Origin of the sequence: Dyella mobilis (assembly GCF_016904945.1) — a bacterium.
Taxonomy (GTDB): Bacteria; Pseudomonadota; Gammaproteobacteria; order Xanthomonadales; family Rhodanobacteraceae; genus Dyella_B; species Dyella_B mobilis.
On record NZ_JADIKF010000038.1, the window covers coordinates 524,512 to 550,037 of the forward strand.

The window sequence follows — 25,526 nt, forward strand, 5'->3', positions numbered from 1 at the left end:
TCTTCAGCGACGCACGTAACTGACGTCGCTGGTCCCATCCGGTTCCGGCCGGCGCAGCAAGGCGTTGAACCAGCGGCGTTGCTGGACCAGATCGCTATCGATCAGCCATTGAGGCTTGTTGGCAACCAGTGCGGCAACCGGCATGCCGTCCTCATACAGCACGCGCGTGCCGGCGAGGGCAGGCAGGCGGTCACCCGCAAGTACGGTGCCGACCAGATTGAGCGGATCACTGCCGCTGAGGCAAATGCATTGCTGCTCGAGCGGACGCTGGCGCACGCTGCGCAATTGGCCGATGGCTTCGGGCAGGGCGAATTGTTCGCCGACCAGTCCTTCCACGAATCGTCCGCCGCGAATTTCGCCGCGGGCTTCCAGGCGATGGTAGACGCGCAGCAGTTCGCGCCACGATGGCAGCCAGGGCGCCTCGCGTTCCAGCAGTTTCCAGAACACCACGCCGTAGCGGCGCAGCAGCGTGTGGGCGATGTGTTCGATCGGGTCGTCCGCGCCGGTTTCCCGCGAGCCGGGCGCGTCTGCCCTGCCCTCCGTCCGTTTGCGCACGAGCGACCAGCGACCGGCGTCCTCGATCTCGCTCAAGGCGTGCCGGCGCACGCGGCGGTGGCGCGGCGACTCGCGCTTGGCGGCGGGCGTGAGAAGGGCGCGCAAGCCGGCAAAGCTGTCGGCGGTGACGCGGCCGGCGGCGACCAGTTCGCCCAGCGCATCTTCCAGTTCGGTGCGCAGCAAGCGGGCGTCTTCCATCAGCTCGTCGAAGAACATCGCGCCGTGGTCGAGCAGTGTGTCCAGCACCGCTTGTGCGCGCGAGGACAGCAACGGTTGCTGCTCCTGATTGCGATCGGCGACGGAGGTCCAGATGCCGAGCTGGCGGCGCGGCAACAGCACGATGGGCGTGGCGCGCACCGGGCCGCTGCTGCCGCCGCCGCTGCGCAAGCGGTTCCAGCCGATGCGGCCGGCGCGGCACAGCTCGTCCAGCCAGCGGCTGGCATAGTCTTCGATGCGCGAGGCGAGCAATTCGCTTTCCCAGGCGCCGGCAGCGGCTTCATAGCCTTCGAGCTGGCCGATCACCGCAAACACCGAATCGGGCCCCTTCAACCGTGTACCCGGCGTGGCGTGTTGCCAATCGAGCAGGAAGCGCATCAGATCGCGCCGGCTGACCGGCTCGATTTCGCGGCGCAGGCGGCCGATGGTGTAGCGGTGGATGCGCGCGAGCAGATGGCGTTCGCACCATTCGGTTTCGCTGGCGTCCGGCGTGAAGCGGCCCTGCATCACGTAGCCTTCGGTTTGCAGGCGCAGCAACGCAAGCTCGATATCGGAAGCTTCCACGCCGAGCGACGCGGCGAGTGCGCGCACGCTGGTGGGGCCCAGTCCGGTCAGCCGGCCGCGTACCAACTCCAGCAGCGCATCTTCGCGCGTCCAGCTTTGCGCTGCGTATTCGGCAGGTGCAGCGATGGCCGGCTGCATGGCCGGGGTTGCGTGGACGGCTTGCCACAGCGGAAGTTTTTCGGCGCAGACCCACGCTCGGCACGCAGCAGAAAGATTCAACAGGGTGGCGCGATGGGCGTTGGCGAGTTTGTGCAGCCAGTCGCCCCATCCATCGTTGCGCTCCGCTTCCTCGGCTGTCACGCAGCCCAGCACGTTCAACGCTTCGTGCATTTCGTCGGCGCTGCGCACTTCGGGCCAGGCTTCGGCGCGCACCGCGGCAATCGCTTCCGGATCCAGCTTGGCCAGGTCGTCGGTGTCTTCGATGCCGTTCCAATGGCGCGTCTGCACGGCGCGCGTGCGGCGTTCTTCCAGCGGCGCGTCGTCTAGGAAGGCGTACGGTGCGGCATTGAGGATTTCGCTGGCGAGCGGGCTGGGGGCAGTGAGATCGCGTGCCACGACGGTGATCGCGCCCGATTCCAGGCCCTTCAAAATGTCCAGCAAGCCATCGACATCCATCGCCTCGCGCAGGCAGTCGTGCATGGTCTGGTTGACCAGCGGATGATCGGGCACCTCTCGCTCGCCGACGATGTTTTCCAGGCAGGCGACTTGATCGGGGAAAACGGTGGCGAGCAGATCCTCGCTCCTCATTCGTTGCAATGGCGCCGGCACCTTCTTGCCGCCGGCATAGCGCGGCAAGGCAAGCGCAGTTACAGCGTTCCAGCGCCAGCGCACCGGGAACAGCGGCGCATCGAGCAGCGCCTGTACCAGCACGTGCTCGGCGCTGCTGCTGTGCAGGTAGCGCGCCACCTCTTCCAGCGGAAAACTGTGGCTGGTGGAGAGCGACAGCACGATCGCGTTTTCGGTGGCGGCCGCCTGCAATTCGAAATTGAACTGGCGGCAGAAGCGCTTGCGCAGTGCCAGGCCCCAGGCGCGGTTGATGCGGCTGCCCCACGGGGTGTGGATCACCAGCTGCGTGCCGCCGGATTCGTCGAAGAAGCGCTCGAACACCAGCGTCGACTGCGTGGGCAACACACCCAGCGCCGCCTTGGCCTTGGCGAGGTATTCCACGATCTGTTGCGCGGACGGCTCGTTCAGCCCGAGCGTATCGCGCAACCAGTCGTAAGCCGCCTGCACGCCGCCGGCTTCGATGCGCGCAACCACTTCTTCGCGCAGGCGCGACACGCCCAGCGACAATTCGTTGCTGCGCCCGGGCGCTTCGCCCAGCCAGAACGGAAGGCTCGGCGGCGCGCCTTGCGCATCTTCCACGCGCACGCGATCGCGTTCGACCCGCAGGATGCGATAGCTGGTATTGCCGAGCTGGAAGATGTCGCCGGCCATGCTCTCGATGGCGAAGTCTTCGTTGATCGTACCCACGATCGTTGCCTGCGGCTCCAGCACCACCAGGTAGTCGGCCGTATCGGGAATGGTGCCGCCGGAAGTGACGGCGGTCAGCCGCGCACCACGCCGCGCACGCAGTTCGTGATGCACGGCGTCGCGATGCACGTAGGCAGCGCGTGCACCGCGCCGCGTGGTGAAGCCATCGGCCAGCATGCGCACGATGGCGTTGAACTGTTCGCGCGACAGCGTGCGATAGGGATAGGCGCGGCGCACCAGGTCGAACAGCGCATCCTCGTCCCATTCGGCGCAGGCCACTTCGGCGACGATTTGCTGCGCCAGCACGTCCAGCGGTTGCGGCGGCTGTTTCAGCGTGTCGAGTTCGCCGCGCCGCACGCAATCGAGCAGTGCGGCGCATTCGATCAGGTCGTCGCGGCTGCTGGGAAACAGGCGCGCCTTGGGTGTGCCGTTCACCGCGTGGCCGGAGCGTCCGGCGCGCTGCAGGAAGGCGGCGATCGAGCGCGGCGAGGACAACTGGCAAACCAGGTCCACGTCGCCGATGTCGATGCCCAGTTCCAGCGACGCGGTGGCGATCAGCACTTTCAGCTCACCGCGCTTCAAGCGCTGCTCGGCATCCAGCCGTTGTTCCTTGGCCAGGCTGCCGTGATGCGCGGCGACGGTTTCGTGGCCCATGCGTTCGGAAAGATGCCGCGCCACTCTTTCGGCCATGCGCCGCGTGTTGACGAAGATCAGCGTGGTGCGGTGCTGGTCAGCCAGCTGGGCCAGCCGGTCGTAGACCAGCTCCCAGGTATCGTTGGACATCACCGCTTCCATCGGCACCGGCGGTACTTCAATGGCGAGGTCGCGCGCACGCGTGTGACCGACATCGATGATCGTGCAGCCCTGCTCCCTCTCCTTGGCACGAAGTTCCTGCTCGCTCTCCCCTCCGGGGAGAGGGTTGGGGTGAGGGGCGGCTCTTGCGAAAAGATCGGGAATAAAAGGTTTTGTTTCGCTGGAAGGATTCCGCGAGGTTGCCCCCTTATCCGAACCTTCTCCCCGCAACGGAGAAGGCGCCAAACCTACGCCCTCCCCCACCAGGAATTTCGCCACGTCTTCAATCGGCTTCTGCGTAGCCGACAAACCGATGCGCAGCAGCGGTCGCTGGCACAGCGCTTCGAGCCGCTCCAAGGTCAGCGACAAATGCGCGCCGCGCTTGCTGGAAGCGACGGCGTGAATTTCGTCGACGATCACGCTGCGCACGCTCTTGAGCATCTCGCGGCCGGACAGCGATCCCATCAGCACGTAGAGCGATTCCGGCGTGGTCACCAGGATGTGCGGCGGTGCCTTGCGCATCAGGTTGCGTTCGGGCTGCGGGGTGTCGCCGGTGCGCACGGCGGTGCGGATCGGCGCGTCGGGCAAGCCCAGTTGCTCCAGTTGCGCGCGGATGCCTTCCAGCGGCGCCTCGAGGTTGATGTGGATGTCGTTCGACAAGGCCTTCAGCGGTGACACGTACACCACGCGCGTTTCGTCCGGCAGCGTGCCGCCGCGCGCCACCGCCTCGCACACCAGGGCGTCGATGGCAGCGAGAAACGCGGTGAGCGTCTTGCCCGAACCGGTCGGTGCGGCAACCAGCGTGTGCTGCCCTGCCCTGATCGCCGGCCACGCACCGGCTTGCGCGGAAGTGGGCGCGGGAAACGTGGCTTCGAACCACGCGGAAACGGCAGGATGGAAATCGTGCAGCGGCATCGTCGATAGCCCGCTTTGGGGCGGGAGCGGTTCGTCGATCATACATAGGGCCTGGTGGCGCAGCGGTAAAGGCCGGCCTGCCGGATGGTCCGCTGCGAGCGTCTCAATCCATGCGACGCACGCTGTCCGTCAGGCCGCGACCCGCTGGCCGAAATAGCGCGCCGGCGGGTAGCCGAAGCTGCGCCGGAACATGGCGATGAAGGCGCTGGTGCTGGCGTAGCCAAGGCTGTCGGCCACCGCGGCCACGGGTACGCCGTCGGCCAGTTGCTCCAGGCCTTTGCTCAGGCGGGCCTGTTGCCGCCACTGCGCGAAGCTCAGCGCGGTCTCGGTGCGGAACAACCGGCTGAGCGTGCGCGGCGACAGGCCTGCCCACGCCGCCCACTCGTCCAGGCTGCGGTTGTCTTGCGGTTGCTCCAGCACGGCCTGGGCAATGCGGTGCAGGCGGCGATCGAGCGGCATCGGCAGGTACAAAGGTTCGGGGCTGCCGTGGCGGATCTCGTCCAGCAACACCGTCATCACGCGTTCCTGCCGTTCGCTGAGCCGGGTCTCCCAGGTCCACGAGCTGGCGCGGTGGACCAGCTCGCGCAGCAACGGGCTGGTGCCGATCACGCAGGGATGGTGCGGCAGGCACTGGCTGACCTCTGGCGTGACAAACACGCCCCAGCCGCTCATGACGCCGCTGAGCGTGACTTTGTGCATTTCACCGGCCGGCATCCATCCGGCACGATGTGGTGGCAGCAACCACGAGCCGCGCGAAGTGTGGACCTGCACCAAGCCGCTTTCCACGCACCAGAACTGGCCGCGCACGTGGCTGTGCCAGTCGTAGGTGTGGGTGTCCTGGCTGTATTCGCCGGTGGCTTCGCCTTCGTTCCAGTAGGCAATGAGCGGCGGGCCGTCGATTTTCTCGATGTATTCGTAGAGTTCTTGCTTGGACCGCGTCATGGCCGAATCTCGACATTATTTGGCCAAATAACGTTATCAGTTCCGCCCTGACCTTGCTTAAGCTTTCTAGTACCTGGTCACCCCACCAGGTTCCCCCGGCCGCCGCCGCCGCTCGCGGCCTCGACACCCAGCCAGATCGCCTCGGACCGCGCCGCTCGCGGAAAACCCCGTCTGGCCATGGGACGTCTGTCACGGGAAGCCTCATTCGTTCGTCTTAATGAGTAACCCCCGCAAGACCTGGCACGCAGACAAGACACGCTGATAAGAACACAAGGAAAGGCTATGTCCCCGATCCAATTGGTGTCCCTGAAATCCGAGATATCCCGTTCCCCGCTGGAGACCTTCGTCGCCTGTGCCCATCAAATGCTGGACCCCGCCACGCCCGAACCGATGAGGCGTGCCATGGAGCCGCGACTGCTGGCGCAATTGCCGGCCTTGCGGGCGCTGGGCGTGTTCGACCTGTTCGAACTGCGCGACCCGGCCCTGCGCGCCTGGATGGGCGACGAACTGGCGGAACTCACCGCCGCTCCGCGCAAATAATTCATTTCTGTCCATTTGCTGTAACAATAGGTGTCCAAACTATATTTGCCTTGACAAATATTGTTAGGGGCAATAAAGTGCGCTCCCATGCAAACAGGCCCGCTCATTACCCCTACCAGCCAGGAAAGCCTTGGCGTGTTGATTGGCCTCGTCCGCGCGGAGCTGGTGCGCGGTATCGAAGCGGAAATCAATGCCAAGGGACTGGATTTGCGCTTTACTCAGTTCCTGATACTCAAACGGCTGGCCGCTCTGGGCCCGATGACGGCCACCGAGCTGGCGCGTGCCGTGGAACTGGATGGCGGCGCGATGACGCGCCAGCTCGATCAGTTGGAGGGCAGGGGATTCCTGCGCAGGCTTCCGCATGAACAGGACCGCCGAGCGTTGCGCATCGAACTGACCGAGCAAGGCGACGCGTTGTGGCAGCAATTGACCGGCTGCAACGAACGCGTGCTGCGGGCCGCACAGCGTTCGTTGACCGAAACCGAAAGCAAGCACTTGCACGACTACCTGGAGCGTGTGCTGCACGCACTTCGTGACAAGAACTGATTCATCCATCTACTCATTGCATCGAGACTTGAAAGCCATGCGTCTGCATATTCTTGCGGCTGCTGTCGGACTGACGTTCGCACTGGCGGGTTGCGCCACCTCGGGCGGCATTCACCCGGACGGTACCCCGACCGATCCGTCTTCGCTCAAGGCTGATCGCAGCCTGGCGAACGTGCAGGTATCCGATGCGGCCTGGCCGAAGAACGATTGGTGGACCGGCCTGGGCGATCCCCAGCTCAACGCACTGATCGCCGAGGCGCTGCACGACAACCCGACGCTTGCCGTCGCCGATGCGCGCGCACGCTCCGCGCAAGCGGCAGCCGGTGCGGCCGATGCGTCGCGCCAGCCGGTCTTCGACGTCGGCGCCAGCGTTGCCGAAGCACGCATTCCCACCTCCATTCCCGCACTCGGCAATGGGCACGTGGGAGCGGCCAAGTATGTCTACGGCAGCTTCAAGTGGGACCTGGATCTGTGGGGCGGCCAGCGCGCTGCGTGGGAAGCGGCTTTGGGTCAATACCGTGCATCGGAAGTGGATGCGCAGGCCGCACGCATCGAGTTGTCCACCAATGTCGCTCGTGCCTACGTGCAATTGAGCTACGCCTACGTGCAACAAGACGTGGCTGCCGCCGAACTGAAGCGTGCCAGCGAAGCGCGCGACCTCACGCACCAGCGTGTCGCCGCGGGCATCGACAACCAGATGCAGCTCAAGCAGAGCGATTCGGAAGTGGCCAGCGCGCAAGGGCAGAAGGCGCAGGCCGATCGCGCGATCGATGCGGCACGTTCTGCCTTGTCGGTGTTGCTCGGCAAAGGTCCGGACCGCGGCCTGGATATCGCCCGTCCGCAGTTGCTGCCGCCGGGTGCATTGACCGTACCGGCCAATGTTCCTGTCGACGTGGTGGGTCATCGCGCCGATCTCGTGGCTGCGCGCTGGCGCGTCGAAGCGGCCGGCAAAGAGATCAAATCCGCCAAGACGCAATTTCTGCCGGACGTGAACATCGGCGCGATGCTCGGCTTGATCAATCTGGGCGGCGCCAATCTGTTCCAGATGTCGAACCGTTTCTACGAAGCGGCCCCGGCGATCAGTCTGCCGATCTTCGACGGCGGTCGTCGCCGCGCCAACTTGAGCAGCAAGGATGCGCAATACGATCTGGCCGTGGCGCAATACAACCAGACGCTGGTGTCGGCGGTGAACGAAATCTCCGACGACTACGACGCGCTCAATTCGCTGAAAGAGCAGGTCGATGCGCAGCAACGCGCACTCGACGCGGCGAACGATGCGTGGAGCTTGTCCGAACAGCGCTACAAATCCGGCATCGGCAGCTACCTGGAGGCACTGAGCGTGCGCCAGGAACTGCTGGCCGCCGAACAGCGCATGGCCGCGCTGCATGCACAGCAGGCCGATCTGAATGTGCAACTGATCCAGGCGCTCGGCGGCGGCTTCCGTCCGCAGGCCGACACCCAACTTTCTTCCAAGTAATTACTTTCTCTGAGGCAGCCCCATGTCCAGTCCGAACCCCAATACCGCCGACACGCCGGTAGTCCAGGCGCCTCCGGTCAGCAACCGGCGCGGCTTCCTGCTGCGACTGCTGCTGGTGGTCCTCGTTCTCGCGGCCATTGCCTGGACCGCGTGGTATTTCCTTGACGGCCGCTGGTACGAAGGTACCGACGACGCCTACGTCAACGGCAACATCGTGCAGATCACGCCGCGCATCGCCGGCACGGTGATCAGCATCGGCGGCGACGACGGCGACTTCGTCAAGCAGGGCCAGGTGATGGTGCAGCTCGACCGCTCCGATGCGGATGTCGAATTGCAGCGCGCCGCGGCGAACCTTGCCAGCACGGTGCGCAAAGTGCGCGGCCTGTACAGCACGGTATCCGGCGCGCAGGCGCAGTTGGCAGTGCAGCGCGTGTCCTTGCAGAAGGCGCAGGCCGACTACAACCGCCGCCGCGATCTGGCCAAGACCGGTGCGATTTCCGCCGAAGAGCTGTCGCACGCACGCGATGCGCTGACCGCCGCGCAGAACGCCCTCGACACCGCGCAGCAGCAGTTGCAGACCAACCAGGTGCTGGTGGACGACACCGTCGTCACGTCGCATCCGGACGTGAAGGCCGCCGCCGCTGCATATCGCGCCGCCTATCTGGACGACGTACGCACCACCATGATCGCTCCGGTCACCGGTTACATCGCCAAGCGCACCGTGCAGGTGGGCCAGCGTGTACAGCCCGGTGCCGCGCTGATGGCCGTGGTGCCGCTGCACGAAGTGTGGGTGGATGCCAACTTCAAGGAAACCCAGCTCACCCAGATGCGCATCGGCCAGCCGGTGGAAATCATCTCCGACGTGTACGGCAGCTCGGTGAAATACAAAGGCCAGGTGCAGAGCCTCGGCGTCGGCACGGGCAGTGCGTTCTCGCTGCTGCCGGCGCAGAACGCCACCGGCAACTGGATCAAGATCGTGCAACGCATTCCCGTGCGCGTGGTCTTCACCGATCCTGCCCAGTTAGACAAGCACCCGCTGCGCATCGGCATGTCGCTGGACACCGAAGTGGATCTGCACAACCAGAACGGCCTCGCGCTGTCGCAGACGCCGCGCACCGAACCGCTGTTCAGCACCGACGTCTACAACCACCAGCTGACCGAAGCGAACCAGCAGATCGAGCAGATCATCCACGAGAACACGGGTGGCCGTTGAGCCCCACGCTTTTCCCTCTCTCCGCCGGGGAGAGGGAATCAAAGGCCTAATTCAGGTATAGCCAAGTGAACACCCATTTCCGTCCACCCAACCTGGTCCTGGCGACAATCGGTTTGTCGCTGGCCACGTTCATGCAGGTGTTGGACACCACGATCGCCAACGTGTCGCTGCCGACCATCGCCGGCAACCTCGGCGTGAGCCAGGACCAGAGCACCTGGGTGATTACTTCGTTCGCAGTGAGCAACGCCATCGCGCTGCCGCTCACCGGCTTTCTTACCCGCCGCTTCGGCGAGGTGAAGCTGTTCATGTGGGCGACGGTGCTGTTTTCGATCGCATCGTTCCTGTGCGGCATTGCGCAGAGCATGAGCATGCTGATCCTGTTCCGCACCATCCAGGGTGCGGTGGCCGGTCCCATGTATCCGATCACGCAGGCACTGCTGATCTCCATCTATCCACCCGCCAAACGAAGCATGGCGCTGGCGTTGCTGGCGATGGTGACGGTGGTGGCGCCGATTGCCGGCCCGATCCTGGGCGGCTGGATCACCGACAACTATTCCTGGCCGTGGATCTTCTTCATCAACGTGCCGATCGGCATCTTCGCCAGCATGGTGGTGGGCAACCAGATGCGCCTGCGCGAAGTGGTTACGCAGCGGCCCAAGATCGACTACGTCGGCCTGATCACCCTGGTGATCGGCGTGGGCGCGTTGCAGGTGGTGCTGGACAAGGGCAATGACGAAGACTGGTTCAACTCCACCTTCATCGTGATCACCGCCATCGTCTCGGCCATCGCGATCGCGATCTTCCTGATCTGGGAGCTGACCGACAAGGATCCGATCGTCGACCTGAAGCTGTTCCGTCACCGCAACTTCCGCATGGGCACCATTGCACTGGTGCTGGCCTACGCCGCGTTCTTCGCCATCGGTCTTTTGGTGCCGCAGTGGCTGCAGTTGAATCTCGGCTACACCGCCACCTGGGCCGGTTTCGCCACCGCGCCGCTGGGCGTGCTGCCGGTGTTGCTGACCTTTATCGTCGGCAAATACGCCACGCGCTTCGACTTGCGCCTGCTCACCAGCGGTGCGTTCGTGGTGATGGGCGTGACCTGCTTCCTGCGCTCGGACTTCTACATCGGCGTGGATTTCGAATCGGTGGCCTTGGTGCAGTTGCTGCAAGGCTTGGGCGTGGCGTTCTTCTTCATGCCGGTTACCACCATCCTGCTATCGGATCTGCAACCGCACGAGATCGCGGCGGGCGGCGGCGTGGCAACCTTCCTGCGTACGGTTGGTGCCAGCTTCTCCGCGTCGATCACCACCTTCCTGTGGCAGCACCGCGGCATCATCCATCACGAGCATCTGGCCGAGCAGATCACGCCGTACAACCCGCTGGTGCAACAGGCGGTGAGCCAGACCGGCGATTCGCAGACCGTGATGGCGATGTTGAACCAGACCATCACCTTGCAGGGCCTGCAGATCTCCTTCAACGAAGTGTTCCATGCACTGGGCTGGATCTTCCTGTCGCTGATCGTGGTGATCTGGATGGCCAAGCCGCCGTTCGCCGCCAAGGCGGGCGCAGGGGGAGGCGGTCACTGATACGCCAGGCACTTTCACAAACGACAACGGCCCCTTTTGGGGCCGTTGTCTTGTGCGCAACCGGAACGCGATAGATCAGAACGCGATACCTGCCACCGCCATCGTTTCGCCGCGGTTGGGCTCGTGCAGGCTGCCATTGGAAATGTGGCGGATACCGAGGCTCCAGTGATTGCCCTGGTAACCGACCGTCGTGACAAATTCGTAGGCCGTGCTCAATGCCTGCGTGCGGGCACTGTTGTAGGCCGGCTGGAAGCTTAGGAAGAACGGCTGATACCAGGCATTGGGTGTGCCGTAATGGACGCGCACGCCGCCAGCCAGAATGAAGGTGTCGTGGCGCGTGCTCGGGTTGTCGTTGTTGAACTCGGCAACCTTGCGGCCGTCGCGGCCGCCGATCCAGCCGGCGGTGACGTCCGGCGACCAGGTGAAATTGCTGCTGCCGATCTGGCTCGGATCGAACACGACCTCGCCGAATGCAACCGGCGTGTTGTAGTTGTTGTTGGGGTTGCCCATGTAGCTGACGCCACCCTGCAATTCGAACCGAGCGGCCATCGCGGGCAGCGCCGGCAGGGCACACAGCAGCGCGACTGCCAGGCCGCGGGTGATTGGATGAATACGCATTCGAAATACCTGTGGGGAAGGGGTGGTATGACGTTTATGTACTACTAAGTTTACAAATGATTAAGGCGCATGGCTAGCGACATTTGTGTCATTTTCAGCAACGCACTGTTGCCTCGGAGTGAGTGCGTGTAATCGACAGCTACGCGCAAGATTCACTTGCCACCTGCGATCGCACAATCGCTTCTCAGGTATGCCGATGCCGGTGGTGCAGATCCGGAAAATGCGCATGGCTGTGCCGCAGCGGTTCGTGCGTATGCGGATGGGTGTGCGGCTCTTTCCCGTCCCATGGAAAGTCGTGATCGTGCTGGTGATGTTCGTCGTGGCGGTGCCGGTGATTGTGGGCCAGCGCTTCGTGTACGTGCTCGTGCTCGTGGCGTTCGCTGACGTGCAGCCACACGCCCAGCGCCATCAATGCACCGGCCAGCCAGAACGCGGGAGCAGGGTGTTCGCCCAACAGCAATAGCGACACGCACGCCCCCAGGAACGGCGCGGTGGAGAAATACGCACCGGTGCGCGCCGTCCCCAGCGAACGCAGGGCCAGCACGAACAGCACCAGGCTGACGCCATAGCCCGCCCCCAGCACACCCGCGGCCACAATCTTGAACGGGGCAGGGAAGCCGTAACCGCTGGCCAGGGCTATCGCGATGTTGATGGAGCCGGCCACCGCGCCTTTAATGCCGGCGATCTGCACCGGGTCGCTGCCGGAAATCGGGCGGGTGAAATTGTTGTCCAGCGCCCAGCACAGGCAGGCGCCGACGATCGCCGCCGCGCCCGGCGCAGCGCCGCCAAGACCGAAGTGCTGCACCGACAGCAAGGCACCGCCGGCCACGATGGCCAGCATGCCCAGCAAAACCCGGCGATCCACATTCTCGCGAAACACCACCCAGGCCAATACCGCCGTCAGCACGCTCTCCAGGTTCAACAACAGCGATGCGGAAGACGCCGGCGTATGCATCAGCCCGAACATCAGCAATAGCGGCCCCAGCACGCCGCCAAAGCACACCGCCGCGGCCAGCCACGGCAGATCGCGCCGCGCCAACGGCGCTTCATCCGATGAAGATGCACACGTGCGCCGCCAGAGCATCCACAGCAGCAGTCCCGCGCCCGAGCCGCCATACAACAGCCCTGCGAGCATGCCAGGTGCCACGCTGCCCAGCAGCAGCTTGGCCAGCGGCGTGCTGACGCCGAACAGCGCAGCCGCCGCCAGCGCCTGCGTAATGCCGCGACTAAGGCTAGGCGACGCCGCGTTCACGGTTGTCCACCTGTTTGGAAGCCATGCACTGCGCGATCTGCAGAAAGGCGTGCACCATCGGGTCGTTGCCGTCGTGGCGATAGATGGCCCACACCGCAGTGGCCGCTTCCATGTCCGCCAGTGGCCGGTACACCACGTTCTCCACCGTCATGCGCTGCACCGATCCTGGCAACACGGCCACGCCGAAGCCGCCGGAGATGAGGCCGATGATGGTGGGCAGTTCGCGCACCTCGTAAAGAATGCGCGGATTGAACCCCGCCTTCGTACACAGCGCGATCACCTCGTCGTACAACCGCACGCCAAGGTGGCGTTGATAGAAGATGAAATCTTCGTTGGCCAGCTCGCCGATGTGGATCGGCCCGCGCGCGGCAGCCAGCGGGTTGCTGGCATGCATGACCACGGTCAGCGAATCCTTGAACAGCTCGATCGCGCGGATGCCGTCGGGCAAGGCTTCCGGCCGGATCACGCCCACGTCGATGGTGCCTTGCTCCAGCGCGTCGATCTGCTGTGAGGTGGCCATCTCGTGAATTAACAGGCGCACGTCGGGCAGGCGTTCGCGGAACCGGGCCAGCACCCGTGGCACCACAAACGTGAAGGGGCCGGAGGACATCAGGCCAAGATGCAATTCGCCCAGTTCGCCGCGTTGCGAGCGGGCGACCGATTCGGCCGCGCGTTCGGCCTGCGCCAGTATGCCTCTTGCTCGGGGCAGCAATGCGTTTCCCGCATGGCTCAGGCTGATGCCGCGGCCTTTGCGCTCGAACAGCTTGGCCCCGAGCCGCAGCTCAAGTGCATGAATTTGCTGGCTAAGCGGGGGCTGCGAAATGCCCAGCCGTTCCGCCGCGCGCCCGAAATGCAACTCGTCAGCCACGGTGACGAAATACTTCAGGTGCCTTAGTTCCAAGTATTCATTCGTCATGTGTATCGAGCCATTCGCCTTACTGTATCGATCTTAGCAAGTCGTACAACTAACCTTCACGTTCGGCTGGCGCCATCCCCATGGACCGGCCGTCCGAACCGGAATTTTGCATGTAAGCGGAGCATGCGGCCGCCACATCCGGCTGCACAAACCTCGTTGCGCTGCATGGTTGCCATGGACTGGCACGCGGCAGGCGCTCCGCCCCATCCTTTGGAGTTCATCCATGCTGAGGATTGTACGGCTTGCGCTGGAGCGGCCTTATACCTTCGTCGTTCTTGCCCTGCTGATCCTGATCGTCGGGCCGCTGGCCGCCCTGCGCACGCCCACCGATATTTTTCCGGATATCAAGATTCCGGTCATTGCGGTGGCCTGGACCTATACCGGCCTGCCGCCGGACCAGATGGCCGGGCGCATCAATTCGCCGTTCGAGCGCGTGCTGACCACCACGGTCAACGACGTCGAACACATCGAGGCGAAGTCGATCGCCGGCTACGGCATCGTCAAAATCTTCTTCCAGCCCACGGTCAACATCGCCACCGCCAACGCCCAGGTCGCGGCCGTGGCGCAGACCATGCTCAGGCAGCTGCCGCCCGGCACCACGCCGCCGCTGATCCTCAACTACAACGCATCCACCGTGCCGATCCTGCAGCTGGCGCTGTCGGGCGACGGCCTCAGCGAGCAGAACCTGGGCGACCTGGGCCAGAACATCCTGCGTCCGCAGCTGGTCTCGGTAGCCGGTGCGGCCATTCCGTATCCCTACGGCGGCAAGACTCGCCAGGTGCAGATCGACGTCGATTCGGCCAAGTTGCAGGCGCGCGGGCTGTCGGCGCAGGACGTCGCCAATGCACTGGCCGCGCAGAACCTGATCACCCCGATCGGCACGCAGAAGATCGGCAGCTTCGAGTACACGCTCAACCTCAACAACGCGCCGTCGGATATCAACGAACTGGGCAACCTGCCGGTCAAGCAGGTCAACGGCACCACCATCTACATCCGCGACGTGGCCCACGTGCGCGACGGTGCACCGCCGCAGACCAATATCGTGCACGTGGATGGTCACCGCTCGGTGCTGCTTAGCATCCTGAAGAACGGCTCGGCTTCCACGCTTGCCATCGTCGCCGGCATCAAGCAGCGCCTGGCCGACAGCAAGGGCATCCTGCCGGACAACCTGAAAGTGGCGCCGATCGGCGACCAGTCGTTGTTCGTGCGCGCCGCAATTACCGGCGTGGCACGCGAGGGCGTGATTGCCGCGGCACTCACCAGCTTGATGATCCTGTTGTTCCTGGGCAGCTGGCGGTCCACCGTGATCATCGCGGTGTCGATCCCACTGGCCATTCTCGGCGCCATTTCGCTGCTGTCCGCCTTCGGCGAAACGCTCAACATCATGACCCTGGGCGGCTTGGCGCTGGCGGTGGGCATCCTGGTGGACGACGCCACGGTGACCATCGAGAACATCAACTGGCATCTCGAGCACGGCAAGGATGTGGAAACCGCGATCATCGACGGCGCCAAGCAGATCGTCACGCCGGCCTTCGTCTCGCTGCTGTGCATCTGCATCGTGTTTGTGCCGATGTTCTTCCTCGACGGCGTGGCGCGCTTCCTGTTCGTGCCGATGGCCGAATCGGTGATGTTCGCCATGATCTGTTCCTTCATCCTGTCGCGCACCCTGGTGCCGACCATGGCGAAGTACCTGCTGAAAGCGCATGCGCCGCATGGCGAGGAAGTGGCGAAAGCGCCGTCGCGCAATCCACTGGTGCGTTTCCAGCGCGGCTTCGAGGCACGCTTCGAGCGCATTCGCGCCACCTACCACGGCGCGCTCGATCTGGCGCTGGCGCATCGCCGGCCGTTCGTGATCGGCTTTCTCGCCTTCGTGCTGGTGTCGTTCCTGCTGGTGCCGTTCCTGGGGCGCAACTTCTTCCCCGACGTGGATGGCGGTCAGATCCTGATGCACGCACGCGCCCAGGTCGGCACGCGCGTGGAAGATACCGCCATCATCTTCAACCACATCGAGCAGACCGTTCGCAAAGTGATTCCGCCGCAGGAACTGGGCACGGTGGTGGACAACATCGGTCTGTCCGGCAGCAGCATCAACACCACGTACAACAACACCGGCCTGGTCGGCGAACAGGATGGCGACATCCAGATCGCGCTCAACGAAGGGCACCATCCCACCGCCGAATACGTGCGCAAATTGCGCGAGCTGCTGCCGCGCGAATACCCCGGCGTCACCTTCTCGTTCCCGCCGGCGGACATCGTCAGCCAGATCCTCAACTTCGGTTCGCCCGCACCGATCGACCTGCAGATCCGCAGCCCGAACCTGCCGGCCAACTTTGCCTACGCCAATCTTCTGCTCGGCAAGATCAAGCAGATCCCCGGTGTGGTCGACGCACGCATCCAGGAATCGCAGGCCAACCCCGGCTTCAACGTCAACGTGGATCGCACCCAGGCGCAGCTGCTCGGCATCACCGAGCGCGACGTCACCAACAGCCTGGTGGTGAACCTCGCCGGCTCCAGCCAGGTGGCGCCCACGTTCTGGCTCAATCCGGCCAACGGCGTGTCGTATCCGATCGTGATGCAGACGCCGCAATACGATCTGGACAGCCTGGCGCAGCTGCGCAACCTCCCGATCAACGGTGCCAACGGCCAGCCGCAGGTGCTGGGCGGCTTGGTAACGCTCCAGCGCACCAACACCAATGCCGTGGTCGACCAGTACGACATTCAATCGGTAGTGCAGATCTACGCCGCCACGCAGGATCGCGATCTTGGTGCGGTAGCGGCGGATGTTCAGAAGGTGATCGATGACACCGCCAGCCAGCAACCGAAGGGTTCGCACGTGGTGCTGCTCGGCCAGGTGCAGACCATGAACAGCGCCTTCTCCGGCCTGCTGTTCGGTTTGCTTGGTGCGGTGGTGCTGATCTATTTGCTGATCGTGGTGAACTTCCAATCGTGGAGTGATCCGTTCGTGATCATCACCGCGCTGCCTGCCGCACTGGCCGGCATCGTGTGGATATTGTTTGCCACGCACACACCCTTGTCGGTGCCTGCGTTGACCGGCGCGATCATGTGCATGGGCGTGGCCACCGCCAACTCCATTCTGGTGGTGAGCTTCTGCCGCGAACGCCTGGCCGAACACGGCAACGCCACCCTCGCTGCCCTCGAAGCCGGCTTCACCCGCTTCCGTCCCGTGTGCATGACCGCACTCGCCATGATCATCGGCATGGCGCCGATGGCCCTGGGCCTGGGCGAGGGCGGCGAGCAGAACGCGCCGCTCGGCCGCGCGGTGATCGGCGGCCTCATCTTTGCCACCTGCGCGACGCTGCTGTTCGTGCCCGTGGTGTTCAGCATCATCCATGGTCGTCACAGCCATGCACCGAAAGAAGCGGACGCTTCCGGAGAACCCAGCTATGTCGTCTGAAGCCATTACTCATGCGCCCCAGAAACTCTCCAAGCGCGGTCTACGCCTGACCGGATTGATCGTGGCGGTGGTGTTGATCGCCATCGTGGTGATCGGCCTGATCACCCGCGCCTCCCAGGCCAGCAACATCAAGACCTGGACGCAGGAGCAGGCTGTACCCACGGTCAAGCTGGTCACGCCGATGCCCGGCGACAAAGGTCCGGTGCTGGATCTTCCCGGCCGGCTGGAAGCGTACGTGCGCGCACCGATCTACGCGCAGGTCAGCGGTTATCTGAAAGACTGGAAAACCGACATCGGCGCACCGGTGAAAGCCGGCGAGCTGCTCGGCGAAATCTCCACGCCGGAAATCGACCAGCAGTTGCTGCAGGCACGTGCCGATCTCGCCAGCGCGAAAGCGAATGCGGATCTGGCTGGCATCACCGCCAAGCGCTGGCAGGCGATGCTCGGCAGCGATTCGGTGGCGCAACAGGATGTCGATCAGCGCACCGGCGATTACGCGGCAAAAGTCGCACAGATGAAAGCCGCGCAAGCCAATGTTGATCGTCTCGAAGCCACCAAGGCATTCGCGCGCCTGATCGCACCGTTCGATGGTGTAGTCACCGCTCGCGACACCGACGTGGGCGCCCTGGTCAACACCGGTGGCGGTGCAGGCCAGGAACTGTTCGTGGTGTCGGACATCCACAAGCTGCGCGTATACGTGCAAGTGCCGCAGGCCTATGGCCCGTCGATCCGTCCCGGCAGCGATGCCGTGCTCGTGGTGCCGGAATATCCCGGCCGCGAATTCCACGCTCAGGTTGTCGCCACCTCCAACGCCGTCAACGCCACCTCGGGCACCACGCTGGTGCAGCTGATGGTGGACAACGCCGACAGCAAACTGATGCCCGGCAGCTTCGCCCACGTGCATTTCAGTCTGCCGGCGGATACGGCGGCATTGCGCGTGCCGGCCAGCTCGTTGATCTTCGACAACGGCGGCCTGCGCGTAGCGACGGTCGACGGCGACAACAAAGTCGCGTTCAAGAAAGTCAGCATCCTGTTCGACTACGGCAAGTCGGTGGAAATCGGCTCGGGCCTGGAAGCCGGCGATCACGTCATCGACAGCCCGCCGGACGGCATCAAGAGCGGCGATCAGGTGAAGATCGCCACCGACAACGCAGCGGCCAAGCCCCATGAAAAAGCTTGAGTGGATACTCTGCGCGGCCGTTGCCGCGGCGTTGAGCGGATGCTCGCTGGCACCGGCCTACAAAACACCGGCCACGCCGCAGGCCAGCGCGTATCGCGATGTCGGTCCGTGGATCTCTGCCGTACCTTCCGACCAGCTGCCGCGCGATAGTTGGTGGAAGCTTTACGACGACGACCAGCTTGATCAGCTGCAAGCCAGCTTGTTGGCCAACAACACCGATCTCGCCGCGGCGCTGGCGCATTACCAGCAGGCGCAGGCGTACAGCGCGCAAGCCCGTTCGGAACTGTTCCCGCAGATCGGCGCAGGCGCCGTCGGGCAGCGCCAGCGGCAGTCGGCCACCGCGCCGCCGTTGCGTAACCCCGCTGCGCCCTCCGACTACGATTCCTACACCGTCGGCGTGCAAGCAAGTTACGAAGTCGATCTGTGGGGCCAGGTGCGCAACACCGTCGAAGCCGGCCGCGACAATGCGCTGGCTGCGCAAGCCGATCTCGCCTCGGCGCAGCTGAGCCTGCAGGCTCAGCTGGTCGACACCTACGTGCAACTGCGCGGCTACGACCAGCAGATCGCCTTGCTGCAACAAACCATCGAGGCTTATGGGAAAGCCCTGAAGCTCACGCAAACCCTGCATGCCGGCGGCATCGTCTCCGGGCTGGATGTTTCGCGTGCGCAAACGCAGCTGTCCGATGCGCGCTCGCAATGGTCGCAAGCCTTGGCGCAACGCGCCTTGATGCAAGACCAGATCGCCGTGCTGGTAGGCGAGAACGCTTCCACCTTCACGCTGCCGGCGCAAACCACCGCGATTCCCGTGCCGGTGGTACCGGTCGGCGTACCGTCCGGCCTGTTGCAACGCCGCCCCGACGTTGCCGCAGCGGAACGCCGCGTAGCCGCCGCCAATGCCGGCATCGGCGTGGCACGCGCAGCATGGTTTCCATCGCTTACGCTCAACGCGCAAGGCGGTTTCCAAAGCACCGGCTGGGCGAACCTGTTCACCGCGCCCAACCGCATCTGGGCACTCGGCCCGCAGCTTGCCTACGACCTGTTCGACGGCGGCTACCGCAAGGCCAGCGTCAACGCAGCCAAAGCCAAGACCGACGAAGCCGGCGCCACCTACCGCGGCGTGGTGTTGACTGCATTCCAGCAAGTGCAGGACAACCTCGCCTTGCTCGATCACCTGGGCACCGCCGGCGTCAACCAGAAAGATGCTTCCGACGCCGCGCAGCACGCGCTGGACCTGTCGATGACGCAATACAAACACGGCGCCGTCAGCTACCTCGACGTAGTGCAAGCGCAAACCGTGGCCTTGCAGGAACAACGCGGCCTGCTGCAACTGGATACCCAGCGCCTGCGCGCCAGCGTGCAGCTGATCCGCGCCCTCGGCGGCGGTTGGTCCACCGATCAGCTTGCGCGCCGATAGGCTTCGTGCGGAAATAGCGAAAATTTCGGACATCGCGCATGAGCACCAAGCCCACCACGGACACCACCATCGACAAGGATGACGCCACCGGAGCTCCCAGCCATCCGGGTGGCATGCACCGTCCGGGTCACTGCGCGTTGGATACCGAAGACACCGCTGCTCACGACGAAGTACTGCACGACGCCGCCCTGCGCGACTCCTGCCTGCGCGTACCGCGCTAACACCAAGCCAAGAACGAAGCCGCGCAAGCTTTTCCCCTCTCCCCTCCGGGCGACGCAAAGCTAGTCCCGTGGGAGAGAGGGCAGGGTGAGGGGCCACTCTTGCGCGACTCTTCCGAAGGAAAGCTTTTCCTTCCCGCTCTTCAGCGACCCCACATCAGCGCACGCCTCAGTGCCGCAAGCGAACCCCCATCCCTCCAGCGCAAGCACGCACAAAACCTGCCATCGATCCCCTACACGGGTCCCGCGCACTCATTTGATAAATTGGCACCGTCATCAACGCCATCTCTAACCAGGCAACGTCGATGACCCATGCAGCAATGTGTGGAAGGCGCGGACCGTGAGAGTTACGAGCTCCCACGATCCGCTAACCAAAACCAACTTTCAGGAGTTGATCATGGCTACCCAAGATCATACGGCAGACGCACGCCCATCGGTTCGCAACGAACCCGTTTCAGAATCCTTCCCGTTCGCCAACTACCAGCTCTATCCACTGAGCCGCACGCAGCAAAAGCGGCTGACCAACAGCGCGCGCATCGCTGGCGTCATCCACGCCACCGGCACCATCGAAGCCTTGCTGGAATACAGCGAAGCCTACAAACGCGCACGCATCGGTCGCACCCGCGACCCGATCAGCCCCTGGCCTTTGATCCCGTCAGAAGCCAGCGGCCTGCACGCCGCGCTCTACTACCTGCGCCAGTACGCCGGCACGCTCCCACCTGAGCCGGGTGGATAACCCGTACTGCCGCATGATCGTCACCGCGGCACGCCGCGTGAGGAAGGGCGTGCCGCATCTAAGCGGATAGGTAGGGCTCGCGTCGGCATGACGGCGCGCCGTACGCGTAGCACGCCATGAGACAGGTGTGCTCCACCGTGACAGACAACCAGCGTGACGCAGCATCGAGACGAGACAGGCTTCATGCTCATCAAGAAGGGTGGCATGGTTCTCTCGACGTGCGGTTTGCGATAGCGTAAAAAGTTATTGGCTAAGGGTGCGTGCCTTCAGTAAGGCCGTGTGGCTGCCCGTTGATCGGGTGGCACGCGCGAACAAGGATTTGTCAGGGAGCAGTGGGGGTGAGTATCCAAGGAACGCGTCGCGCTCTTGAGCGCCTTTTCCAAAAGGATGCGTGGCAAAAAGTGGTTGGCAGCGTTCTTGGCGTTCTTCCGTTCGATCAGCCTCAGTCGGTTACACATGGCGGCTGATCGTCGGGATATCCCGCTTTCTGCGCGCTTACGAGCCATGCCGAGCTTGCTAAGGAATTCCACTTTCAGGGAAAAGGTGAAGGTATCTATGCGTTTGGGTCATGGACGTTTTCCACATTGGATTTATGTTCTCTCGCTTTTTGCAGTCTGGGGCATGCTCGTGCCAACGCACGTGTATGCGCAGGCTTTGACGACGACCTATTCACAAGCCTTGGCGGCGTGCCTCTACGTTCCAGATACGCCCGGCTATTCGCATACTTGCCAGTCAAAAACCGTCACGACGCTCTCTTCGTCGCAGTGCTGGGTGGAACTGTATTGGGACGGGCCGGGCGATCCTCACGTGCAATCACAGGCATGGCAGTATCAGTGCGGAACATCGCCTCTGAATGCCTCTGACGCCTTGTCAAAAAATTATGGCAACGGAAGCCGTTGCAGCTGCGTGATGGTGGGCGAGCCCATCAACGGGGCTACGGGCAACAGCTTTCATCGCGATGATGACTTTGACAGTGGAGCATGGCTGCGATTCAGCCGTTTCTATAACAGCGCCGCCGGTCTGGTGACTACGCCTCTCGGTTCTAACTGGCGTCATACCTACAGTCAGATGCTCTACGTATTCGGTAACCCGGCAGCGTCCATGGTGATGCTGCGACCCGACGGGAATCGAGAGGTGTTCAATAAGGTCGGCAACCAGTGGCAGGCCGAATCCGACAATGCGGACGTGCTTACCGAAACCGACAACGCGAATGGCGTTGCGACGAGTTACACCGTTTTTATCGCATCGCAAAGGACGTATGAGCTATACGGGGCAAACGGTCTCTTGCAGCAGATCACGGATGCGAGCGGGCAGAGCTTGCGGTTTGCGTACAGCACGCCATCGACGCCCTCATCCGTCGCGCCAGCGCAGGGGCTTCTGATTTCAGTGACTGATCCCGAAGGCCGGCAGCTTCATCTTGCTTATGACAACGCGTCGAACCTCGTTGCGCTGACCTTGCCCGATGGCGGGGTCATTAACTACGGTTACGATGCCAACGACAACCTCATCACGGTGGCGTACCCGGATAATTCGAAGAAGCAATATGTCTATAACGAGGCCTCATTGACGGGTGGTGCCAGTCTACCTGCTGCGATGACGGGAACCGTTGATGAGACGAATACACGTCTGGAAAGTACCTCTTACACGAGTGGTGGTCTCGCTACTTCTTCTGTATTGGCGGGAGGTGTGGATGCGGTCCAAATCACCTACGGAAGCAATGGCACATCGTCAATTCAGACGTCTTTGGGGCTGGTCGTCGACTATGGATATTCGACGACACTAGGGGTCGCGAACATCGCATCGGTGAGTCAGGCTTGCGGCCCGCAATGTAACCAGCCGTGGAAAACGCGCACCTACGACACCAACGGCAATCCGCAAACGGCGGTCGACTTCAACGGCAACACCACGGCCACCACCTACAACAGCAATAATCTGTTGACGCAGCAAGTCGATGCGCAAGGCACGCCCAACCAACGCACCACCACCTTCACCTGGAACACCGCACTACGCGTCCCGCTGACCCGCACCGTGCAGGACGCCAACGGCAACCTCGTCAGCAATACCCAATGGGTCTACACCGCCACCGGCCAAACCCTGGCCCGCTGCGCCATCGATCCGACCAACGCATCTGCGTCCGGCTATAGCTGCAGCGCCACCGGCACCGTCCCCGCCGGCGTACGCCGCACCACCGACACCTACTGCACCGCCGTCGACACCGTGCAATGCCCCCTCGTCGGCCTGCTGCTGACGACGACCGGCCCCCGCACCGACCTCACCCAAACCACCGCCTACAGCTACTACATGGCGAGTAGCGCCGTGAATTGCGGCACCCCCGGCGCCGCCTGCTACCAACCCGGCGACCTGCACACCGTCACCGATGCGCTGGGCCACGTCACCACCATCGCCTCCTACGATGCCGATGGCCGCATCACGCGCCTCACCGACGCCAACGGCACCAACACCGATCTCACCTATTACCCCCGCGGCTGGCTCAAGACCCGCACCGTCGGCGGTGCCCAGACCAGCTTCACCTACACCGCCTACGGCGCCGTGCAAACCCTCACCGATCCCGATGGCGTCACCACCACCTACGGCTACGACGCGGCCCATCGGTTGACCAAGATCACCGATGCACTCGGCAACACCATCGCCTACACGCTGGATGCCGCCGGCGATAAAACCGGTGAGAGTGTCTACGACGCCAGCGGCACCCTGCACAAAAGCCTCACCCGCACCTTCAACCCCCTGGGCCAGCTCACCAGCGTGGTCGACGGCCTCAACCAGACCGTCTTCAACGCCACCGCCAGCACCAGCTACGACGCCAACGGCAACCTGGTGCAAAGCAGCGATGCCCTGGGCATCCAGCGCCAACTCGGCTACGACGCCCTGAACCGCCTGGTGCAAACCCTGGACAACTACAACGGCACCGATACCGCCACCCAGAACACCAAGACCGCCTACCAATACGACAGCCTGGACCGCCTCACCCAGGTCACCGACCCCAGCAGCCTCGCCACCATCTATAGCTACGATGGATTGAGCGATGCGACGGGCCAGCAAAGTCCGGATACCGGCACCACCAGCCGCACTTTCGATGCCGCCGGCAACGTGCTCACCCGCACCGATGCCAAAGGCATCGTGGCAACGAACACCTACGATGCGTTCGATCGCCTGACCAGCACCAGCTACCCCGACACCACCCAGAACATCACCTACACCTACGACGAGGCCAGCAGCGTCACCGGGTGCAGCAGCTCGAACCCCGTCGGCCGCCTGACCCGCATCATCGAAAGCAGCGTGACCACAGCGTACTGCTACGACGCCTGGGGCCGCGTGATCCAGAAACAGATCATCACCGGCACCACCACCCACACCGTGGGCTACAGCTACACCGCTGCCGGCCGGCTCAGCGGCATCGTCTCGCCGGACGGCTCACTGGTCAGCTACGCACGCGACGGCGACGGCCGCATCCAAAGCCTCAGCACCACCCCGCCCAACGGCACCGCCACCACCGTCGTCAGCGGCGTCACCTACCAGCCCTTCGGACCGGTCAGCGGCTACACCCTGGGCAATGGCCAGGCCATCACGCGCACGGTCGACGCCAACTACCGCCTCACCGACCTCACCAGCCCGGCGTTTAGCTTGCACGTGGCACGCGATGCGATGGGCGACATCACTGCCATCGGCAACGCCGCCGGTGCCAATCCGGCGACGGAGACTTACAGCTACGACCCGCTGTACCGCCTCACCGCCGTCACCGAAGCCAACGGCAGCGTGCTGGAAAGCGTCACCTACAACCAAACGGGCGACCGGCTCAGCAAAACGGGCAGTGGTTTAGATACCGGTACCTACGGCTACACCCCGAACACGCACCAGCTGGTCACCATCGGCAACTCAACGTTGACGGTCGATGCCAACGGCAACACCACGGCCATGACGCAGGCCGGCAGCACGTATGGCTTTGGCTACAACGACCGCAATCGCATGGCGGTGGCACAGCTCGGTGGCAGCACCCTGGCGAACTACACCTACGATGCGCTGGGGCAGCGGATACAGAAGGTGGCGAACGGCCAGACGGAGAGCTACGTCTACAACGAGACGGGGCAGTTACTGGCCGAATACGGCGCGACGAATCGGGACTACCTCTGGATGGACGGTATTCCGGTGGCCAATATCGATACGTCCGGTGGCAGCAGCACGATGGCGTATGTGACGGCGGATCCGTTGGGGACGCCGAGGGCTATCGCTGATGCCAGCGGCAATACGGTGTGGCAGCTGCCGTATCAGGGGAATCCGTGGGCGGAGGTGGCGCCGACGAGTAGTGGGTACACGTACAACTTGCGGTTTGCGGGGCAGTATTACGACCTTGAAACAGGCTCGTCGGACAATGGTGCTCGCACCTATGACTCCGCTAGAGGCGGCTTTGATCAACCCGACCCAACCGGATTTGAGGGAGGCATCGCTCTCTATGCCTATGGAAATAACAGTCCGCTGAGTTTTATTGATCCGCTTGGGCTTTTCCCATTTCGCGCTTCCGCGCCGGCGATTGGGCCGACGAGTCCGGCTGCGCCGGGTGTCCTGCCGGAGCCGATCGTGCCGCCGAGATCCATTCCTAACCCGGGGCAAGTCGCGAAGGCGTTGATTGGGATATGTATCGAAAATCCTGTTCTGTGTACAGCTGCAGCAACTGTAGGAGGGTGTCTGTATCCGACGGCTACAGCCGATTCGTGTGCTGACGAGCCGCATCCGCCGACTGAATGTCATTCAAATGAGGATCGTTGCGAACAAAATCTGAGGCGCGACATGGAGACGTGCAGTCAGCTTGGTAAGTCGCGTGGAAAGAATGCTTTTAAAATATGCGAGCAGCAGGCGATGCTGCGTTACGGAAACTGTCTAAGCGAGCGAGATGGAGATGATGGTATCAATGCACCTCTTCCGCCGTGGCGACTTCACTGAGT

The 25,526-nt window shown here is 63.5% G+C and carries 16 protein-coding genes; 11 read left to right on the top strand and 5 right to left on the bottom strand.

What is annotated here, in order from left to right:
* Positions 1-3 precede the first annotated feature (3 nt).
* Complete coding sequence (locus ISS99_RS09985; RefSeq protein ID WP_204631455.1) at positions 4-4,515, bottom strand: DEAD/DEAH box helicase; 4,512 nt, start codon at positions 4,513-4,515, stop codon at positions 4-6.
* A gap of 129 nt (positions 4,516-4,644) precedes the next feature.
* A complete protein-coding gene (locus tag ISS99_RS09990; RefSeq protein ID WP_204631456.1) occupies positions 4,645-5,457 on the bottom strand; it encodes an AraC family transcriptional regulator in 813 nt (270 codons plus the stop codon).
* Positions 5,458-5,739: 282 nt separating this feature from the next.
* Between ISS99_RS09990 and ISS99_RS09995 the strand changes: the two genes are divergently transcribed.
* From ISS99_RS09995 to ISS99_RS10015, 5 genes are all read left to right on the top strand, one after another.
* Complete coding sequence (locus ISS99_RS09995; RefSeq protein WP_204631457.1) at positions 5,740-5,997, top strand: hypothetical protein; 258 nt, start codon at positions 5,740-5,742, stop codon at positions 5,995-5,997.
* An 87-nt stretch (positions 5,998-6,084) separates the two neighbouring features.
* Positions 6,085-6,543: a MarR family winged helix-turn-helix transcriptional regulator gene (locus ISS99_RS10000; protein ID WP_204631458.1), complete on the top strand. Its 459-nt coding sequence runs from the start codon at positions 6,085-6,087 to the stop codon at positions 6,541-6,543.
* Between the two features lie 37 nt (positions 6,544-6,580).
* On the top strand, positions 6,581-8,020 hold the full coding sequence (locus ISS99_RS10005) for an efflux transporter outer membrane subunit (protein WP_204631459.1): 1,440 nt from the start codon (positions 6,581-6,583) through the stop codon (positions 8,018-8,020).
* 22 nt (positions 8,021-8,042) lie between these two features.
* Complete coding sequence (locus ISS99_RS10010) at positions 8,043-9,233, top strand: HlyD/EmrA/EmrK family protein (protein WP_204631460.1); 1,191 nt, start codon at positions 8,043-8,045, stop codon at positions 9,231-9,233.
* A 65-nt stretch (positions 9,234-9,298) separates the two neighbouring features.
* The gene (locus ISS99_RS10015; protein WP_204631461.1) at positions 9,299-10,819 is read left to right on the top strand and encodes a DHA2 family efflux MFS transporter permease subunit; all 1,521 of its coding nucleotides are present in this window, start codon (positions 9,299-9,301) and stop codon (positions 10,817-10,819) included.
* Positions 10,820-10,894: 75 nt separating this feature from the next.
* Here ISS99_RS10015 and ISS99_RS10020 read toward each other — a convergent pair whose 3' ends face one another.
* From ISS99_RS10020 to ISS99_RS10030, 3 genes are all read right to left on the bottom strand, one after another.
* The gene (locus ISS99_RS10020) at positions 10,895-11,437 is read right to left on the bottom strand and encodes an acyloxyacyl hydrolase (protein ID WP_204631462.1); all 543 of its coding nucleotides are present in this window, start codon (positions 11,435-11,437) and stop codon (positions 10,895-10,897) included.
* Between the two features lie 184 nt (positions 11,438-11,621).
* Positions 11,622-12,689, bottom strand: coding sequence for a DMT family transporter (locus ISS99_RS10025; RefSeq protein ID WP_204631463.1), 1,068 nt, complete (start codon positions 12,687-12,689; stop codon positions 11,622-11,624).
* Positions 12,670-13,605: a LysR substrate-binding domain-containing protein gene (locus ISS99_RS10030; RefSeq protein WP_204631464.1), complete on the bottom strand. Its 936-nt coding sequence runs from the start codon at positions 13,603-13,605 to the stop codon at positions 12,670-12,672. The genes ISS99_RS10025 and ISS99_RS10030 overlap by 20 nt, the downstream gene beginning before the upstream one ends.
* A 223-nt stretch (positions 13,606-13,828) precedes the next feature.
* Here ISS99_RS10030 and ISS99_RS10035 point away from each other — a divergent pair, with 223 nt between their 5' ends.
* From ISS99_RS10035 to ISS99_RS10060, 6 genes are all read left to right on the top strand, one after another.
* Positions 13,829-17,020 (top strand): efflux RND transporter permease subunit, encoded by a 3,192-nt coding sequence (locus tag ISS99_RS10035; RefSeq protein ID WP_204631465.1) that lies wholly within the window; start codon positions 13,829-13,831, stop codon positions 17,018-17,020.
* A complete protein-coding gene (locus ISS99_RS10040; RefSeq protein WP_204631466.1) occupies positions 17,010-18,200 on the top strand; it encodes an efflux RND transporter periplasmic adaptor subunit in 1,191 nt (396 codons plus the stop codon). Before ISS99_RS10035 ends, ISS99_RS10040 begins: the two co-directional genes overlap by 11 nt.
* Positions 18,187-19,614: an efflux transporter outer membrane subunit gene (locus ISS99_RS10045; RefSeq protein ID WP_204631467.1), complete on the top strand. Its 1,428-nt coding sequence runs from the start codon at positions 18,187-18,189 to the stop codon at positions 19,612-19,614. Before ISS99_RS10040 ends, ISS99_RS10045 begins: the two co-directional genes overlap by 14 nt.
* 38 nt (positions 19,615-19,652) lie before the next feature.
* Positions 19,653-19,835: a hypothetical protein gene (locus ISS99_RS10050; RefSeq protein WP_204631468.1), complete on the top strand. Its 183-nt coding sequence runs from the start codon at positions 19,653-19,655 to the stop codon at positions 19,833-19,835.
* A gap of 394 nt (positions 19,836-20,229) precedes the next feature.
* Complete coding sequence (locus ISS99_RS10055; protein WP_204631469.1) at positions 20,230-20,568, top strand: hypothetical protein; 339 nt, start codon at positions 20,230-20,232, stop codon at positions 20,566-20,568.
* A 909-nt stretch (positions 20,569-21,477) separates the two neighbouring features.
* Positions 21,478-25,524, top strand: a complete 4,047-nt coding sequence (locus ISS99_RS10060; RefSeq protein WP_204631470.1) for an RHS repeat-associated core domain-containing protein — start codon at positions 21,478-21,480, stop codon at positions 25,522-25,524.
* Positions 25,525-25,526 lie beyond the last annotated feature (2 nt).

Coding starts and splice junctions, on each gene's coding strand:
- ISS99_RS10045 (WP_204631467.1), top strand. CDS start 18,187: ATGAAAAAGCTTGAGTGGATACTCTGCGCGGCCGTTGCCGCGGCGTTG.
- ISS99_RS10030 (WP_204631464.1), bottom strand. CDS start 13,605: ATGACGAATGAATACTTGGAACTAAGGCACCTGAAGTATTTCGTCACC.
- ISS99_RS09985 (WP_204631455.1), bottom strand. CDS start 4,515: ATGCCGCTGCACGATTTCCATCCTGCCGTTTCCGCGTGGTTCGAAGCC.
- ISS99_RS09990 (WP_204631456.1), bottom strand. CDS start 5,457: ATGACGCGGTCCAAGCAAGAACTCTACGAATACATCGAGAAAATCGAC.
- ISS99_RS10000 (WP_204631458.1), top strand. CDS start 6,085: ATGCAAACAGGCCCGCTCATTACCCCTACCAGCCAGGAAAGCCTTGGC.
- ISS99_RS10020 (WP_204631462.1), bottom strand. CDS start 11,437: ATGCGTATTCATCCAATCACCCGCGGCCTGGCAGTCGCGCTGCTGTGT.
- ISS99_RS10040 (WP_204631466.1), top strand. CDS start 17,010: ATGTCGTCTGAAGCCATTACTCATGCGCCCCAGAAACTCTCCAAGCGC.
- ISS99_RS10010 (WP_204631460.1), top strand. CDS start 8,043: ATGTCCAGTCCGAACCCCAATACCGCCGACACGCCGGTAGTCCAGGCG.
- ISS99_RS10050 (WP_204631468.1), top strand. CDS start 19,653: ATGAGCACCAAGCCCACCACGGACACCACCATCGACAAGGATGACGCC.
- ISS99_RS10035 (WP_204631465.1), top strand. CDS start 13,829: ATGCTGAGGATTGTACGGCTTGCGCTGGAGCGGCCTTATACCTTCGTC.
- ISS99_RS10055 (WP_204631469.1), top strand. CDS start 20,230: ATGGCTACCCAAGATCATACGGCAGACGCACGCCCATCGGTTCGCAAC.
- ISS99_RS09995 (WP_204631457.1), top strand. CDS start 5,740: ATGTCCCCGATCCAATTGGTGTCCCTGAAATCCGAGATATCCCGTTCC.
- ISS99_RS10060 (WP_204631470.1), top strand. CDS start 21,478: ATGGTGGGCGAGCCCATCAACGGGGCTACGGGCAACAGCTTTCATCGC.
- ISS99_RS10005 (WP_204631459.1), top strand. CDS start 6,581: ATGCGTCTGCATATTCTTGCGGCTGCTGTCGGACTGACGTTCGCACTG.